Origin of the sequence: Mesomycoplasma neurolyticum, from assembly GCF_900660485.1 — a bacterium.
Classification (GTDB): domain Bacteria; phylum Bacillota_I; class Bacilli_A; order Mycoplasmatales; family Metamycoplasmataceae; genus Mesomycoplasma_A; species Mesomycoplasma_A neurolyticum.
On record NZ_LR214951.1, the window covers coordinates 84,491 to 100,607 of the forward strand.

Annotated in this window: 16 protein-coding genes; 13 read left to right on the forward strand and 3 right to left on the reverse strand. The window is 24.8% G+C overall.

Annotation, left to right across the window (positions count from 1 at the left end; translation table 4 throughout):
* On the forward strand, positions 1–1,572 hold the full coding sequence (locus tag EXC65_RS00370; protein ID WP_129719507.1) for a type I restriction-modification system subunit M: 1,572 nt from the start codon (positions 1–3) through the stop codon (positions 1,570–1,572).
* 131 nt (positions 1,573–1,703) lie between these two features.
* On the opposite strand, the gene EXC65_RS00375 is transcribed toward EXC65_RS00370, so the two are convergent.
* On the reverse strand, positions 1,704–3,464 hold the full coding sequence (locus EXC65_RS00375) for an alpha-amylase family glycosyl hydrolase (protein WP_232018816.1): 1,761 nt from the start codon (positions 3,462–3,464) through the stop codon (positions 1,704–1,706).
* A gap of 75 nt (positions 3,465–3,539) precedes the next feature.
* The gene (gene nagB, locus EXC65_RS00380) at positions 3,540–4,262 is read right to left on the reverse strand and encodes a glucosamine-6-phosphate deaminase (protein ID WP_129719509.1); all 723 of its coding nucleotides are present in this window, start codon (positions 4,260–4,262) and stop codon (positions 3,540–3,542) included.
* Between the two features lie 168 nt (positions 4,263–4,430).
* Between nagB and EXC65_RS00385 the strand changes: the two genes are divergently transcribed.
* From EXC65_RS00385 to EXC65_RS00440, 12 genes are all read left to right on the forward strand, one after another.
* Positions 4,431–4,775: a hypothetical protein gene (locus EXC65_RS00385; RefSeq protein WP_129719511.1), complete on the forward strand. Its 345-nt coding sequence runs from the start codon at positions 4,431–4,433 to the stop codon at positions 4,773–4,775.
* 41 nt (positions 4,776–4,816) lie between these two features.
* Positions 4,817–5,368 (forward strand): inorganic diphosphatase, encoded by a 552-nt coding sequence (locus tag EXC65_RS00390; protein ID WP_129719513.1) that lies wholly within the window; start codon positions 4,817–4,819, stop codon positions 5,366–5,368.
* A gap of 30 nt (positions 5,369–5,398) precedes the next feature.
* Complete coding sequence (locus EXC65_RS00395; protein ID WP_129719515.1) at positions 5,399–5,926, forward strand: tRNA (cytidine(34)-2'-O)-methyltransferase; 528 nt, start codon at positions 5,399–5,401, stop codon at positions 5,924–5,926.
* Entirely contained in the window at positions 5,916–6,644 is a 729-nt protein-coding gene (locus EXC65_RS00400) for a TrmH family RNA methyltransferase (RefSeq protein WP_129719517.1), read from the forward strand. Before EXC65_RS00395 ends, EXC65_RS00400 begins: the two co-directional genes overlap by 11 nt.
* A 12-nt stretch (positions 6,645–6,656) precedes the next feature.
* Positions 6,657–6,944, forward strand: coding sequence for a DivIVA domain-containing protein (locus EXC65_RS00405; protein WP_165001307.1), 288 nt, complete (start codon positions 6,657–6,659; stop codon positions 6,942–6,944).
* Between the two features lie 4 nt (positions 6,945–6,948).
* Positions 6,949–7,512 (forward strand): ribosome biogenesis GTP-binding protein YihA/YsxC, encoded by a 564-nt coding sequence (yihA, locus tag EXC65_RS00410; protein ID WP_129719520.1) that lies wholly within the window; start codon positions 6,949–6,951, stop codon positions 7,510–7,512.
* 91 nt (positions 7,513–7,603) lie between these two features.
* Complete coding sequence (locus tag EXC65_RS00415; protein WP_129719522.1) at positions 7,604–8,689, forward strand: class I SAM-dependent RNA methyltransferase; 1,086 nt, start codon at positions 7,604–7,606, stop codon at positions 8,687–8,689.
* Between the two features lies 1 nt (position 8,690).
* Entirely contained in the window at positions 8,691–10,820 is a 2,130-nt protein-coding gene (locus EXC65_RS00420; RefSeq protein ID WP_129719524.1) for a Tex-like N-terminal domain-containing protein, read from the forward strand.
* 150 nt (positions 10,821–10,970) lie between these two features.
* A complete protein-coding gene (gene rpsL, locus EXC65_RS00425; RefSeq protein WP_129719525.1) occupies positions 10,971–11,384 on the forward strand; it encodes a 30S ribosomal protein S12 in 414 nt (137 codons plus the stop codon).
* Positions 11,385–11,430: 46 nt separating this feature from the next.
* Positions 11,431–11,901 (forward strand): 30S ribosomal protein S7, encoded by a 471-nt coding sequence (gene rpsG / locus EXC65_RS00430; RefSeq protein WP_129719527.1) that lies wholly within the window; start codon positions 11,431–11,433, stop codon positions 11,899–11,901.
* A 6-nt stretch (positions 11,902–11,907) separates the two neighbouring features.
* Complete coding sequence (gene fusA, locus EXC65_RS00435; RefSeq protein ID WP_129719529.1) at positions 11,908–13,995, forward strand: elongation factor G; 2,088 nt, start codon at positions 11,908–11,910, stop codon at positions 13,993–13,995.
* Positions 13,996–14,110: 115 nt separating this feature from the next.
* Positions 14,111–14,569, forward strand: a complete 459-nt coding sequence (locus EXC65_RS00440) for a YhcH/YjgK/YiaL family protein (RefSeq protein ID WP_129719531.1) — start codon at positions 14,111–14,113, stop codon at positions 14,567–14,569.
* Positions 14,570–14,634: 65 nt separating this feature from the next.
* Here the strand turns inward: EXC65_RS00440 and EXC65_RS00445 are convergent, their stop codons facing one another.
* Positions 14,635–16,041 (reverse strand): hexose phosphate transporter, encoded by a 1,407-nt coding sequence (locus tag EXC65_RS00445; RefSeq protein ID WP_129719532.1) that lies wholly within the window; start codon positions 16,039–16,041, stop codon positions 14,635–14,637.
* Positions 16,042–16,117 lie beyond the last annotated feature (76 nt).

Genomic DNA, 16,117 nt, shown 5'->3' on the forward strand with positions numbered 1-16,117 from the left:
ATGTCAAGTAATAATGAATTAAAAAGTGTTGTAGATAAAATTTGCAATACATTAAGAAATAACATGGAAACCACAGAATATCGTGATTATATTATTGGTTTTTTGTTTTATAAATACTTATCTGAATTATCAGAACAAAATTTTGAAAAGTATAAAAAAAGACTTAAAAACATTAGTTATGAGGAGTTTGATCAAACCAATAGTCAATATAAAGCTATTGAAGAAATGATTTTTAAAGATGAAGAAAGTTTTTTCATTAATTATAAATATAGTTTTCAAAATGTTGTAAAACAAGTGTACCAAGGAAAAACCATTATTCCATTGTTGGAAGAAGCTTTTGAACAAATCGAAATCATGAATAATGGTTTAGATGTTGAAAATAAAGAATATTTTAGCGATCTTTTTAAAAGTATTGATTTAACTGATAAAAATTTAGGTAATATTGAAGAGGAAAAAGAAAGAACAATTCAAACAATTATTAAAGAAATAAGTAGTTTAAAATTGTCAATGGAAGATGTTGATCATTTTGGAACTACTTATGAGCATTTACTTTCAGAATTTGCTAGTGATTCAGGTAAAAAAGCTGGTGAATTTTATACACCATCTAGTGTAGCACAATTAATTTCTGATATAGCTTCTTATAATAGAACTAAAATTTCAAAAGCATATGATCCAGCATGTGGTTCAGGTTCATTATTAATTAAATTAATACGTAAGGACAATATAAAACATTTTGGAAAAATTTATGGTCAAGAAATAAAAAATGCTACATACAATTTAGCAAGAATGAATTTTATTTTAAGAGGTGTGCCATTTTCGAAAATAGATATAAAAAATGGTGATACATTATTAAAACCTATGCATATTCAGGAAGAGGGAACTTTTGATTGTGTTGTAGCTAACCCACCTTTTAGTTTAAAATGAAATCCAAGCAAAGAATTAGCAAAAGATGTTAGGTTTAATCCTTTTCCTTCTTTAGCACCAAAAAGGTATGCTGATTTTGCATTTTTACAACATATGCTTTATCATGTGGAACCTAAAAATGGTATTGTTGTTTCTGTATTTTCATTAGGTGTTTTGAATCGTAACAACCCCAAAGCTGAAAAAGAAATCAGAAAATATATTGTAGATAAAAATTATATTGATACAATAATTTTTATGCCAGAAAATCTTTTTTATAACACAAGTATTTCAACATGTATTATAGTAGCGAGAAAAAACAAACCATCAAATGAAAAAGGTATTTTCATGATTAATGCAACTAAAGAATTTGAAGCTTCAAAAAGACAAAATATTTTAACAAATGAAAATATTACTAAAATTTTCAATGCTTGAAAAAATAAAAAAGAAATTGAAAAATTTGCAAAATATATACCTTATGATGAAATAGTATCTAATGATTATTCTTTATCTATGGGTCTTTATGACTTAGATAATTATCAAGAAGAAACAGAAAATATTAACATTAAAGAAGTTGAAGCAGAACTTAAAAAAATAAATCAAGAAATAGAAGAACAAGAAAAACTTTTTGAAAAAAATTTGGCTGAATTTGAAAAAAAATATAATAATTAAATAAAAAAAATTTATAAAATAATGTCAAAACCCAATAGTAAAATTATTTTAAATAATTTTTGCTATTGGGTTTTTTAATAAAATGAAGTTTTGTTAAATTATTATTATAATTTTTAATTTTTGAAAAAATATTATAGTTCTAATATTAATAATGAACCATTTTCAATAAAAATATTATTATCTTTTATTTTAGTTTTATGTGAAAAAATAATTTTTTTATAATTTTGTTTTAATTTTAAAACATTAGGTTTTATGCTACCTACGGTAGAAAAAATTAAATATTTCTTAGTTTTTTCTAAATTTTGTCTTATAAAAATATTAGCAGCATAATTAGGCTTATCTATGTAATTATTAGCATTGTTTATTGTAGAGTTATTTTTTTGAAATATAAAATTATTTTCTTTTCTAAATTGATTTAAAAATTTGATTGTATTGTAAATTGAATTTTTATTTTGAACTTGATTTTCAACATATTTTATATCTTCTGAAAAATTTAAGAAAATTTTATCTTTGCTTTTTTTCTCTTTAAATTCCACTTGATATTTTTTATTTTTTCATTTAAAAGGTTCACGCAACCCTGGGTCCCCAAACTTTTTATTAGCATGCATTCCTAATTCATCGCCATGATAAATTATTGGTTTAGTAGGCAATAACAACAAATTAAAATAAGCACTTTTTATTGCATCAATTTCTTGTTCAGTCAGTGGTTTATTTAAATCTTTAGCTAATAGTTTAGAAATATTTATACGATATGAATTAATTCATCTATCATTATCATGATTGGATAAAAAAGGTATTCATTCATTAGAATTTAAATTTTTAAGAAATAGTTTTAAATTTTCGACATCTTCATAAGTAAATCAATTATTTTTTCAATGTGTACTGTCATAAACAGCATCTAATGCTTTGTTTGCACCACTTGTTAAATATTTATCAGCTTCTTGTGGATTTTTTCATCATTCACCCATCATAAAAATTTCTGTAGATTTTCCAATTTTTTTTAATGTTTGATTTGAAGCATTTCTTAATTCAGAAAAAATTTTTGCTTCATTAAAATTATTTTTAGTTTCACCATATGATGAAAAATATTCTTCAAAAGCATCATATCTAAAGCCATCAACCCCTAATTTGGTTCAATATTTTTGTATTGCTTTTAGTTCTTCTATAACTTCAAAATTATCTAAATTTAAGTCAGGCATTCCTGCTCAAAATTTTGAGGTATATCATTTATTTGTTGCATTTTTGTTTTTTAGATTAATAAAAAATTTTCTCAAATCTTTTGTATCTTGATTTGTGTCATTTTCTTTTTTTGAATAAAAATGATAATATTTTTGGTATTTTAAATCGTTTTGTAATGCTTTTTGAAATCACGGATGTTCAAAAGAAGTATGATTAAATACCATGTCCATGTAAACTTTGATACCATTTTCATGTGCTGCACTTAAAAAATTTAAAAATGCTTTTTTACCACCTAATTCTTCTGCAACTTCAGTATAATCAATTACATCATAACCATGATATGAAGTTGAAGGATGAATTGGTGATAAGTATATTTGGTCAATATTCAAATCAATAAAATATTTAATATTTTCTTTTAGTCCAATGAAATCACCTATTCCATCATTATTGCCATCAGCAAATGAGTAAACTAAAACCTGATAAATAACATTTGAAGTATTAGTTTTCTGTTTTAGTGGTGAGTTAAACATTACATTTTTATGATCATTTTTATAAGTTAATTTATTGTTGTTTAAATAAAATTTATTTTCTTGTCATTGAGCATTTTTTTTACATGAAACAAAGAAAAAGCATAGTAAAAATAGTAAAATAAAATTAGATATAACAATAACTGCTTTTTTAATTTTTAGTAATTTTAATTTTCAATTCTTCATTTTTTAATTTTAAAAAAAATATAGCAAGTTATAAAGAAAAACTTGATATATTAATTAAACCTTTGTATTTTAAATTTAAAGCAATTCAGCTGCATCATTATCTATTATTATTGAAACATCATCGTGATTTTGTAAAAAACTTGCTGGTACATCAGAAGTTATTTTGCCATTTATAGTTTCATAAATAGCTTTTGCTTTTGCAGAGCCATTAGCTAAAAGGATTATTTTTTTAGCTTCTAGAATTGTCCCTATTCCCATTGAAATAGCGGTTTTAGGAACATCATTTTCATTTTCAAAATAAATTTTATTTGATTGGATAGTGCTATCTGTAAGTTTTACTTCTCTTGTTCTATCATCGATTAATGAACCAGGCTCATTAAAAGCAATATGACCATTTGTCCCTATGCCAAGAATCATTAAATCAATCCCACCTTTGTCTTTAATCAATCTTTCATAGTTTTTTGCATTTTTAGTTATGTCACCTAAACCATTTGGTAGATGAATATTTTCTTTTTTTACATCAACATGATTAAATAAATTTTCAAACATAAAATAATGATATGAACATTTATTACTTTTTTCAATTCCTACATATTCATCTAAATTAAAAGTAGTCACATTTTTAAAACTTATTTCTTTATTTTTAAACATTTCTATTAATTTTTGATAAGTTTTAATAGGTGAATTTCCTGTAGCAAAACAAACATTAATTTTTTCTTTAGATAAAATCTCATTTTTAATAATATTCGCTACATATTCAGCAATTTCATTTGCATTATTTTTTATTACTATTTTCATATTTTTTTATTCCTTATTATTTTTGGTTTAATAATTATAAAATTATAATATTTTTTCTTTTTCTTTTGAATAAAATATTTATTTTAAATCTTTAATTTTTAAAAATATGCCATATAATTTTTTAATGTATAATTGATAAAATTAATTTATTAAATAATAAGAGGTGTTATGAGGAATATTAAACTTAAAAAAATTAATAAATTTGATGCTGAATTATTTAAAAAAGACTATCAATTTTATTTAGAAAATTTGGAATTAAAAAATGATGATTATGTCGAAATAATGGTGAACATAACACAAGGTGACATAAATATTATTAATTTATTTTATGTTGTAAAATACAAAGAAAAAGAACATGATATTTTTTATTTCACTTATGTTATTGAAGATTTTAATTTATTAGATGTATTAAAATTTTTAACAGAATTTCAAAAAAATCAAATTAAAGGAAAGGTAAAAGAATTTAGTTTTAAAAATTTTCATTTTATTAAATCAAAGCCTAATGCGATTTAAGAAATAATTTTTTTTAAAATTAAATTTATTAAAATAAAAACATGAAAACAATAGTAACTGTAAACATTGAAATACCAAGAGGTTCTAATATTAAATATGAATATGACCGTGAGAGAAATCAAATTGTTGTTGATAGAATTTTAAGAGATGGATTTAGATATCCAGCTAATTATGGTTCATTAAGAGAGGCTTTAGATTGAGATGGTGATGAACTTGATGTTTTAGTTTATTCTAGTGAATCATTTCAAACTGGAACTGCTTTAAATGCTAGAATTATTGGTGCTATGAAAATGATTGATGATGGAGAAACTGATACAAAATTAATCGCTGTTCATAATGATGATTATAGATTAGAAAATATTAATAAACTAGAAGATTTGCCAAAGTGATGATTAACAGAAGTAGAAATATTTTTTTCAACTTATAAAAATTGAAAAAGACCTAATATTACATCAGTAAATGGTTTTGAAAACACTGAATGAGCTTTAAAAGAATATCAAGAATGTGTTGAATTGATGGATAAATATGGTGCAATGCCCAAAAAAGATTTTATTAAATTAATGAAGGAAAAACATCCAGATAAATATAAATAAATTTTAATTTTTATTTGTTATTTAATTAATATGATAAATATTGTTTTATATCAGCCAGAAATAAGCCCTAATACAGGTAATATAATTCGCACATGTTTTGCAATAGGTGCAAAATTACACATAATTAAACCAATTGCATTTGACCTAGATCCCAAATATTTAAAAAGACCAGCAGCAGGCAAAAGACTTAGTGATATTAGACATGAAATACATTCTTCATATGATGAATTTCAAAAATTACATGGGCATAAAAATATTTATTATTTAACTCGTTATGCCTTAAATATTTATTCTGACATAGATTTTAAAAAAGAATTTGATTCTAAACAAGAGATCTTTTTAATGTTTGGCACAGAATCAACAGGAATTCCTAAAAAAATCTTACAAAATAATTTAAATAATTGCTTAAGAATACCTATGGTGCCAGAAGCTAGATCTATTAATTTAGCAAATTCAGTTTTTCTTTTAGCATATGAAGTTATGAGACAACTTAATTTCAAAAATCTTTCTTTATTCGAAGTACAAAAAGGCAAAGAATTTATTTTAAATGATAATTAGTTCATTAAATAACCCAAAAATCATTGAGTTAGCTAAATTAAAACAAAAAAAATACAGAGATCAAAATAATCTTTTTTTAATTGAGGGATGAAAAATTATAGATCAAGCAATTAAAAAAAAATTAGTTATAGAAATTTATAGTTCAGATTTGAACTTTAAATCTAATGATGTAAAAGTTATTTATGTAAAACAAAATGTTTTAAATAAATTGTCTACTGTAGCAAGTGGTGATTTAAAGCAAATTGCACTTTGTAAAAAAATGAATTTTAATGAAGATTTAATGTCTAAAGTTGTTGCACTTGATAATATTCAAAATCCTAACAATTTAGGTTCTATTATTAGAAATGCAATAGCTTTTAATTTTGACACTATTATAGTTCAAGGTGCTGATATTTATAATGAAAAAGTAATTCGTAGTTCAAAAGGTGCTATTTTTAATATTAATATTATTAATGTTAATGATTTATCTACTTTTTTATCTAAAATAAAAAATAATTTTTTTATTTTAGGAACAGATTTAAAAAAAGAATCAATTGAGTTAGAAAAATTAAAACTTAAAGATAAAAAAAATATTATTATTGTTTTTGGAAATGAAGGTCATGGTATTTCAAAAGAAGTTTCTAGATTAATTGATCAAAACATTTACATAAAAATTAATTTTGAATCATTGAATATAGCTGTTGCAAATGCTATAATATTATATTTTTTAAAGGATTAAATTATGGAAAATATGGAAAATAAAGAGAAAAAATATGCTAAATATTTTGAAGAAATTTTAGAAAAAAAATTTGATGTTGTAATAAATGGATATGATCCTGAGCAAGTTGATTTGTTTTTTGATCATGTTTCTGAATGACTAGAAGATGCTTTGCAAGAATTAACAAATCAAAATAAAAAATTAAAAGAACTTTATGAATTAAAACATCATAACAGTTTAGAAATTAAAGCACTAAAAACTGAAAATGAAAAATTAAAAGATTTTTTAAACAAAATTGATTATAAAAAAGAAAATATTTAACAATATGTGAAAATTTATTATCTCATCATCAAATAAAGATAATTGATATGAAAATTCAGGTAATGAAGTTTGTTTTATTGGTAGATCAAATGTTGGAAAATCATCTTTATTAAATGCTTTAGCAAACCAAAAAATAGCAAAAGTTTCTAGCGTTCCAGGAAAAACACAATTAATTAATTTTTTTGAAAATAATAATAAAAATATTGTAGTTGATCTCCCAGGTTATGGTTATGCCAAAATGGCAAAACATAATAATTTTAAAATGCTAAAAATGATTCAAGATTATCTTAAAAATAGAAAACAATTAAAAACAGTTTTTTTACTTTTTGATACAAGAATTGGACTTCAAACAATCGATTTTGAAACACTTAAATTTCTTAATATTTTAAATCATAAGGTTATTTTAGTTGGAACAAAAATTGATAAATTAAATCAATCGCAATTTTCAAAAATTAAAAAAACATTAGAGCAACAAGAAATTTCAAATTTTGTTTTAGTTTCTAGTAAAACTAAAAAAAATATTGACATATTAAATGAAATTATAAATAACGAATTTTCAGAAAAATAAAGTTATTAAAAAACACTATCAAAAATTTTGTATACTATAAAAGTTACAGTTTTTGAAGTGTTTTTTAATTTATATATCTAAAGGAGCTATAATGTTTGTTTGTACAATTGAATTTTATAATCAAAAAGGACAAGGTGCTTGTAAATGAAATAATAAAATTGTTTATATCTCACATGTTATTTTAAATGAAAAAGTCGATTTCACTATTGTTAAAGAATTTAAAAATCATTGCATTGGAAAAGTAAATAAAATAATTAGCCCATCAAAAAATAGAAATTATGATTTACCAAATAATTTTGAACAAATTGGGGGTTATGAATTATTTCATATGAATATTGAAGCAGAAAAAGAGTATAAAATTATTAATACAATAAATGCATTTAAACAAAATGCTAAATATGAATTAAAAAATATTGGTTTTTTCCAAGGCGCTCAAATTTTACGTTATCGTAATAAAATTACTTTATTTGATGGAAAATTTTATAAACCCAATAGCAAAGAACTTATAAAAATTGATGATTTTTTGCTAACTGATATTAGCCCGAAAACAGACAAAAAAGGTAAAGTTATTTTTAGAAAACTTGATACATTAATTATTGGGCATAAAAAAGACAATTTATATACTACTGATACAATGTTTGGAATAAAATTCAGAGTTGGAATTAATTCATTTTACCAAATAAACAAGGAAGTTGCACTTGAAGCTTATAAAGATATGTTGAATTTTATAAACAAAAATGATTTAGTTTATGATTTTTATTCAGGAATTGGAACAATAAGTCTTTTAGCAGCACAAAAAGTAAAAAAAGTGATAGCTGTAGAATATAATAAAAATTCACACCAAGATGCTTTATTTAATGCCAAAAATAATAATATTAAAAATGTTAGGTTTTATTTAGAAAACGTTGAAACTTTTTTACAAAAGCAAAAACAAATATTGAATGGAACTTTAATAGTTGATCCATCTAGAGAAGGATTGAACAAAAACATTATTGAACTTATTTTAAAACATAATTTTAAAAAAATAATTTATTTATCATGCAATGTTTTTAGCCAAGCAGGTGATTTTTTTGTTTTAAAAAATCATTATAATTTAGTTTTTAGTAAAATCTATAATATGTTTCCAAGAACATATCATATTGAAAACTTAATTGTTTTAGAAAAAAAAGGAGAATAAAATGTTTGAAAAAGAAATAGTTGGTTATTTAGCACAAAAAATTAATACAAAAGAAATTTATATTGAAAGAACACTTGAATTATTAGAGCAAGAAAATACAATTGCATTTATTGCTCGTTATCGTAAAGACTATACAAACAATTTAGATGAAAAAGAGATTAAAATAATTGATGATGAATATCAATATCAAAAAAAACTTTTAAAAAGAAAAGAATTTATTATAAATACTTTAAAAGAAAAAGAATTACTTAGTGATGAACTTTTGTCATTAATTAAAAATACAAAAAAATTAATTGAACTTGAGGCCATTTACAAACCTTATTCAACAAATCGTAAAACAAAAGCTTCTATTGCTATTGCGCTAGGTCTGGACCCTTTAGCAAAAGATATTTTACAATTTAAAAAAGATTTACCATTAATTGAAAAAGCTAAACAATATTTAAATGAAACACTAGATACAGTTGAAAAAGTAATAAATGGAGCAAAAGACATTATTGCTGAAATAGTTTCGCAAGATGGAGAGTTAAGAAATTTTGCATTTAATAATATTTCTAAAAGAGCTAAAATACTTACAAATAAAAAAAATAATGATTTAGATTCAGAAAAAAAATATGAATTATATTATAAATTTGCAAAACCAATTATTTATTTACAAGAATACCAATTAATGGCTATTGATAGAGCTTATAACAAAGATGTTATTAGTGTAAAATTAGACTATGATAAAAACTTTTTAATAAATAAAGCTATTTCTAAATATACTAAAAATTATATTTGAGAAGGAAAGTTAATAATAGAAGAAGCTATAAAAGATAGTTATAAAAGACTTATTTTCCCTAGTGTTGAAACTCAAGTTTATAATGAATTATTAGAAAAAGCACATATTAAGTCCACAAATATTTTTGCCAAAAATTTACAGCAATTATTATTACAAAAACCACTAAAAAATAAAGTTATTTTAGGTTGAGATCCAGGATTTAATAGTGGTTGTAAACTTGCTGTTGTAAATTATAATAATGAACTTTTATCTATAAAAGTAATATTTCCTTTAAAACCCCACAACAAAATCCAAGATTCTGAAACAATTATTCTAGATTTAATCAATAAGTTTAAAATTGAAATTATTGCAATTGGGAATGGAACAGGAAGCTGAGAAAGTATTGAATTTATTGAAAATTTAATTACAAAAAATAACTTAAAAATTCATTTTTTAAGAACATCAGAAGTAGGGGCATCCATTTATTCAGCATCAGAAAATGCCCAGTTAGAATTTCCAGAATTAAGTGTTGAAAAAAGAAGTGCAATTAGTATTGCAAGAAGAGTGGTTGACCCTATGGCAGAATTAATAAAAATCAATCCTCAAAATATAGGAATAGGGCAATATCAGCATGATATTAAAAAGTCAATATTAGAAAAAGAATTAAATTATACTTTAAGTTTTTGTACTAATAAAGTAGGAGTTAACCTAAATTCTGCTTCTGTTGAGCTTTTATCAAATATTTCAGGTTTTAATCAAAGAATAGCTAAACAAGTTGTTAAATATATTCAAACCAAAGGAATGATTTTAAATCGTAATGATCTTTTGAAAATTCCTTATTTAACTGAAAAAGTATTTCAACAGGCAGCTGGTTTTTTAAGAATTAGTGAATCAGCAAATATTTTTGATCAAACTAAAATTCACCCTGAAATGTATTCGAAAGCAGAAGAAATTTTAAAATATTTAAAACTTGATAAAAACTCTATTGGTAAAGTTCAATTTTTAGTTAATGATGAAATTATTAATGAAGTGCACAATGAATTAAATATTGATTTTTATACGACTAAATTAATTTTAGAATCTTTTAATGAGCCTTTTAGAGATTTTAGAGAACAATTCTCAGAACCACTTTTAAGAAATAAAAGTCTTAAAATTGAAAATCTTGAAATTGATAACCAATTAAAAGCAATTATAACTAATATTACAGATTTTGGAGTTTTTGCAGATATTGGACTTAAAAATGATGCTTTTATTCATATTTCAGAAATTAAAAATTTAGAAAACAATGCTTTATATATTAGTCAAGTTATTGATGTAAAAATTGCTAAAATTGATTTAGAAAAACAAAAAATCAATCTTTCATTAGTTTTATAATTTAAAAAATCTATTTTTTTTATCCCTAAAAATAGGCAAAAAATAAAAAAAATATTTTTTTTTCGATACACTCGGTTAAGTTGTTATATAATATTAAGCATAATTTGAAATTTATAAGAAAAATAAAATCAAAAATAGAAAGGAAAATAAATGCCAACAATTTCGCAATTAGTTAGTCAAGGGCGTAAGAAAAAAATTAGAAAAACTAAAGCCCCTGCACTAAATCGTGGTTTTAACTCTTTGAATAAAAAAGAAACAAAATTATCTGCACCATTTAAGCGTGGTGTGTGTACAAGGGTTGCAACTATGACACCTAAAAAACCTAACTCTGCTCTCAGAAAATATGCAAGGGTTAAACTTTCAAATAGAATGGAAGTAACAGCTTATATTCCAGGAGAAGGTCACAACTTACAAGAACACTCAGTTGTTTTAATTAGAGGTGGAAAAGTAAAAGACTTACCAGGGGTTAGATACCACATTGTTAGAGGGACACAAGATGCTGCTGGAGTTAACAAAAGAAACCAAGGTAGATCTAAATACGGAACAAAAAGACCAAAAAAATAATTATCTAAATTAAAAAAAGAAATAGAAAATAATTAAAGGAGAAAATATGTCAAGAAAAAAACGTAAATATTTCCGTGATGTTTTAGCTGATCCAATTTTTAACTCAAAATTAGTAACTAAATTGGTAAATGCTATTATGTTAGATGGTAAAAAATCTACTGCACAAACTATCTTGTATTCAGCATTTGATATTGTTAAAGAAAAAACAGGTAATGATCCATTAGAAGTTTTTCAAAAAGCAATTGACAATATTACACCTCAACTAGAAGTAAGATCTAGAAGAGTAGGTGGGACAAACTACCAAGTTCCTGTTGATGTTTCAACAAGAAGAAAGCAAACTTTATCATTAAGATGATTAATCAACTATTCAAGATTAAGATCAGAAAAAACAATGGACTTAAGATTAGCAAATGAAATTATCGATGCATCAAACAACACAGGTGGAGCTATTAAGAAAAAAGAGGATACACATAAAATGGCAGAAGCTAATAAAGCATTTGCTCACTTTAGGTGATAATATATTATGGCAAGACAACATGAATTAAAAGATTACCGTAATATAGGAATCATGGCCCATATTGATGCTGGTAAAACAACTACTACAGAAAGAATTTTATTCCATACAGGAAAAATTCATAAAATTGGTGAAACTCATGATGGTGTTAGCCAAATGGACTGAATGGAACAAGAAAAAGAAAGAGGTATTACTATTACCTCAGCTGCTACAACAGCTTTTTGAAAAGGTAAAAGAATTAATATCATAGATACACCAGGACACGTTGACTTTACAGTTGAAGTTGAACGTTCTTTAAGAGTTTTAGATGGAGCTGTTGCTGTTTTAGATGCTCAATCAGGGGTTGAACCTCAAACTGAAACAGTGTGAAGACAAGCTACAAATTATAAAGTTCCAAGAATTGTTTATGTTAACAAAATGGATAAAGCTGGTGCTGATTTTGAAGCATCAATTAAATCTGTTAAAGAAAGATTGGGTGGTAATGCAGTTGCTATTCAATTAAATATCGGAGCTGAAAATGACTATCGTGGATTAATCGATTTAGTTGAAATGAAAGCTTTTGAATATGATGGAAACAAAGAAGAAGAAGCTATTGAAATTGAGATTCCAAGTGATTTATTAGAAAAAGCTAAATTAATGAGAGCAGAGCTTGTTGAAGCAGTTGCTGATTTTGATGAAGAAATTATGATGATGGCACTTGATGGTCAAGAAGTGGATGCCGAAACATTAAGAGCAGCTATCAGAAAAGCAACTTTAACTTCTGAATTTTTCCCTGTAGTTTGTGGAACATCTTTTAAAAACAAAGGTGTTAAAAAAATGATTGATGCTATTATTGATTATTTACCTTCACCAATCGATGTTCCTGCTATTAAAGCTTATTACAATGATGAAACACTAGAAGTACCAGCTAGTGATGAATTTGAATTTTCAGCTTTAGCCTTCAAAATTATGAATGATCCTTTTGTTGGGACACTTACCTTTTTTAGAGTTTATTCTGGAGTTTTACAAAAAAGTTCATATATTTACAATTCAACTAAAGGTAAAAAAGAAAGAATTGGTAGAATTCTTGAGATGCATGCTAACTCAAGAGAAGAAATTAATGAAGTTAGAACAGGTGATATTGCTGCAGCAGTTGGACTAAAAGAAACTACAACAGGTGATACATTGGTTTCAGAAAAATCAAAACACTTTGTGTTAGAAAAAATGGTTTTCCCTGAGCCTGTTATTTCACAAGCTCTTGAACCAGCTTCAAAAGCTGCGACAGAGAAGTTATCAATTGGTCTACAAAAATTAGCTAATGAAGATCCAACATTCAGAACCTGAACAGATAATGAAACAGGGCAAACAATTATTGCTGGAATGGGTGAATTACATCTTGATATTATTGTTGATCGTCTTAAAAGAGAATTTGGTGTTGAAGCTACTGTTGGAGCACCACAAGTATCTTATCGTGAAACAATTACTAAAACAGCAGAAGTTGAAGGAAAACACATTAAACAATCAGGTGGTAAAGGTCAATATGGTCATGTTTGAATTAAATTTGAACCAAATCCTGATGCAGGATTTGAATTTGTAGATAAAATTGTTGGTGGAAAAATTCCTAAAGAATATATCAAATCAATTCAAAAAGGACTTGAAGAAAAAATGGCAGCAGGTATTTTAGCTGGTTATCCAATGATGGATTTAAAAGCTACATTATTTGATGGTTCATACCATGATGTCGATTCTTCTGAACTTGCATATAAAATTGCCGCTTCAAAAGCATTAACATTAGCAAAAGATAAAATTGGTACAGTGTTACTTGAACCAATTATGGATGTTTCAGTTGTTGTTCCTGCTGATTATTCAGGGGATGTAATGGGTGATCTCTCCAGAAGAAGAGGACAAGTTAAAGAGCAAGAAACTAGAGGTGATGGAGCAAACATTATTAGAGCAGACGTGCCACTCTCTGAAATGTTTGGTTATTCAACGCAATTAAGATCTATGACATCAGGTCGTGGAACTTACCAAATGCAATTTGACCATTATGAAACAACCCCTAAGCAAATTTCAGATGTTATTGTTAAAAAAAGAGCAATTAAAAATACAGAAGAATAATATTAATTTAAAAAAACCAGGAAACTGGTTTTTTTATTGTTTTTTTAACAAAAAACTTTTTAATTAATAAAATTAGTTATAAAATTTTATTATAAAATATTTGAAAGGTAATAAAATGATTTTAGATAAACTAACTAATTTAAAACGTTATAAAAATATTCATCCAAATTTAGACAAAGCTATCAATTGAATTGAAAATAATTCAATTGATAGTATAGATCCAGGTAAAACATTATTAGACGGAGATAATCTATTTGTAGTTAATACTGAATTAGAAGGTTATAATCTTGAAAATGGATTATATGAAATTCACCATAAATATGCTGATCTTCATATTGTAATTGATCCAAAAGAAACTATTTATTATGCGCAAGTAGATGAATTAAACTCTGTATATAAAGAATATGATACATCTATTGAAATGAAATTGTTTCATATGACAACAAGAAGAAATTCATTTAAATTAAATAAAGATGAATTTGCTTTCTTCTTCCCTTATGAAGCACATGGACCAAAAATTGTTGAAACAAATAGACCTGTAAAAAAATTAATTTTCAAAATTAAAATGAATTAGGTCTTTTAATAAACAAAAAAAATACAGACTTATAAAAGTTTGTATTTTTTTTGTTTATTAAAACATTATTTTTTAATTTGAGTTGTAGTTTTACTTGGGAAAGTATCATATTCAGGATGTGGCTCTTTGAATAGTCAAATTGCTCCAATTGACATTACAGAGAACACAACAATCAATACAACTCCAGCAACTGGTGAAGCACTAGCTACTCGTGACATGATAATTAATAAAATTGTGAGTCCAAAATATCCTAAACCTCAAATAAGACCAAATCTATAACCTACAATTTTAGGGTTAGAATTTGGATATTCATGTGGTAAGTTTAACATTACCCCTTGAATTCCTCAGAGCATTATACCCATTAAAAGTCCTAAAATATAGAACAATCAGGTATGTTTTGCTGAACCATCGGTATTTCAAACCATTGTTCTAAAGACAATAAGTGAAAGAATGTAAAATGATACACCTAAAGATAATATAAGGGAAATGAATCATTTTCTCTTTAATCTAAATCTTGATCATAATCCGATACTAAAGGAACCAATAAACATTCCTGCATGGAATAATAAGAAGAAAATACTTAGTATACTATTATACAATCCATAAACTTTTTCGCCAGCTTCTTTTGAACCAGCAATAGCATAAATTATTCATTTTCTTGATGTATAAGGAATAACAACAGATATTAATCATGATGTATATAATAATGTTCAATATCATGTTTCTTTTTGTTTTAAAAATTTAATAAGTGAAGGTTTATCTTTCCCTAGTTGTTTTTCAGCTTCTTTTTGTTTTTCGAGATAGCTTGGATAAATATCAAATCTTGATCCAAAAATGATAAATCCAATTGTTGGTATTAATGCTAATAAGTTAATAACTAAAAATATTGTTTGTCATTGATTAGCAATTTTTTTTTCAAATTCAATATTTGAACCAACAAATGGTGCAACAACTACAATAACACCTAAAGGATAGAATCATGGTGAAAATTGTGAAACACTACTTTTAAGTCTTGGTGGGAAAAATGCAGAAATAATTGGTTGAATTAACACAATCATTGTTGTACCACCAATTCCTAAAAATGTTCTAAATATTGTATATCCTCAATAGTTTGGAATATAGATACCTGGTAGTGATAATATCATTAAACCTAATGATATTAAAACAGCATATTTATGTGTAACTTTAACAATTAGTCAACCAATAAGAATTGAACCAATACCTCTACCAATAGTAATAACTCAATTCACTGCCTGACTTGTTAATATTGAAGGGGCGTCACTGGCATTAGGAAAAAAAGTACCAAGAATACCATAGCCATCTTTACCACCAGGTCTACCAATTAATTCTGAAGCAGCAGTTCAGTTGACAACAAATAAGAAATAAGCAAAAACTAATAATCCTCACAAAATAAAACCGTGAGCAATAGTTAATGGTTTTTCTTTAATGTTTGTAGGTTTAAAAAAATTCATCTAAACTAATAAAAAACTCCTTTTTTATTTTTATGAATAAAAATTTCAACTTAAAATTAATATTCATAAAATAATT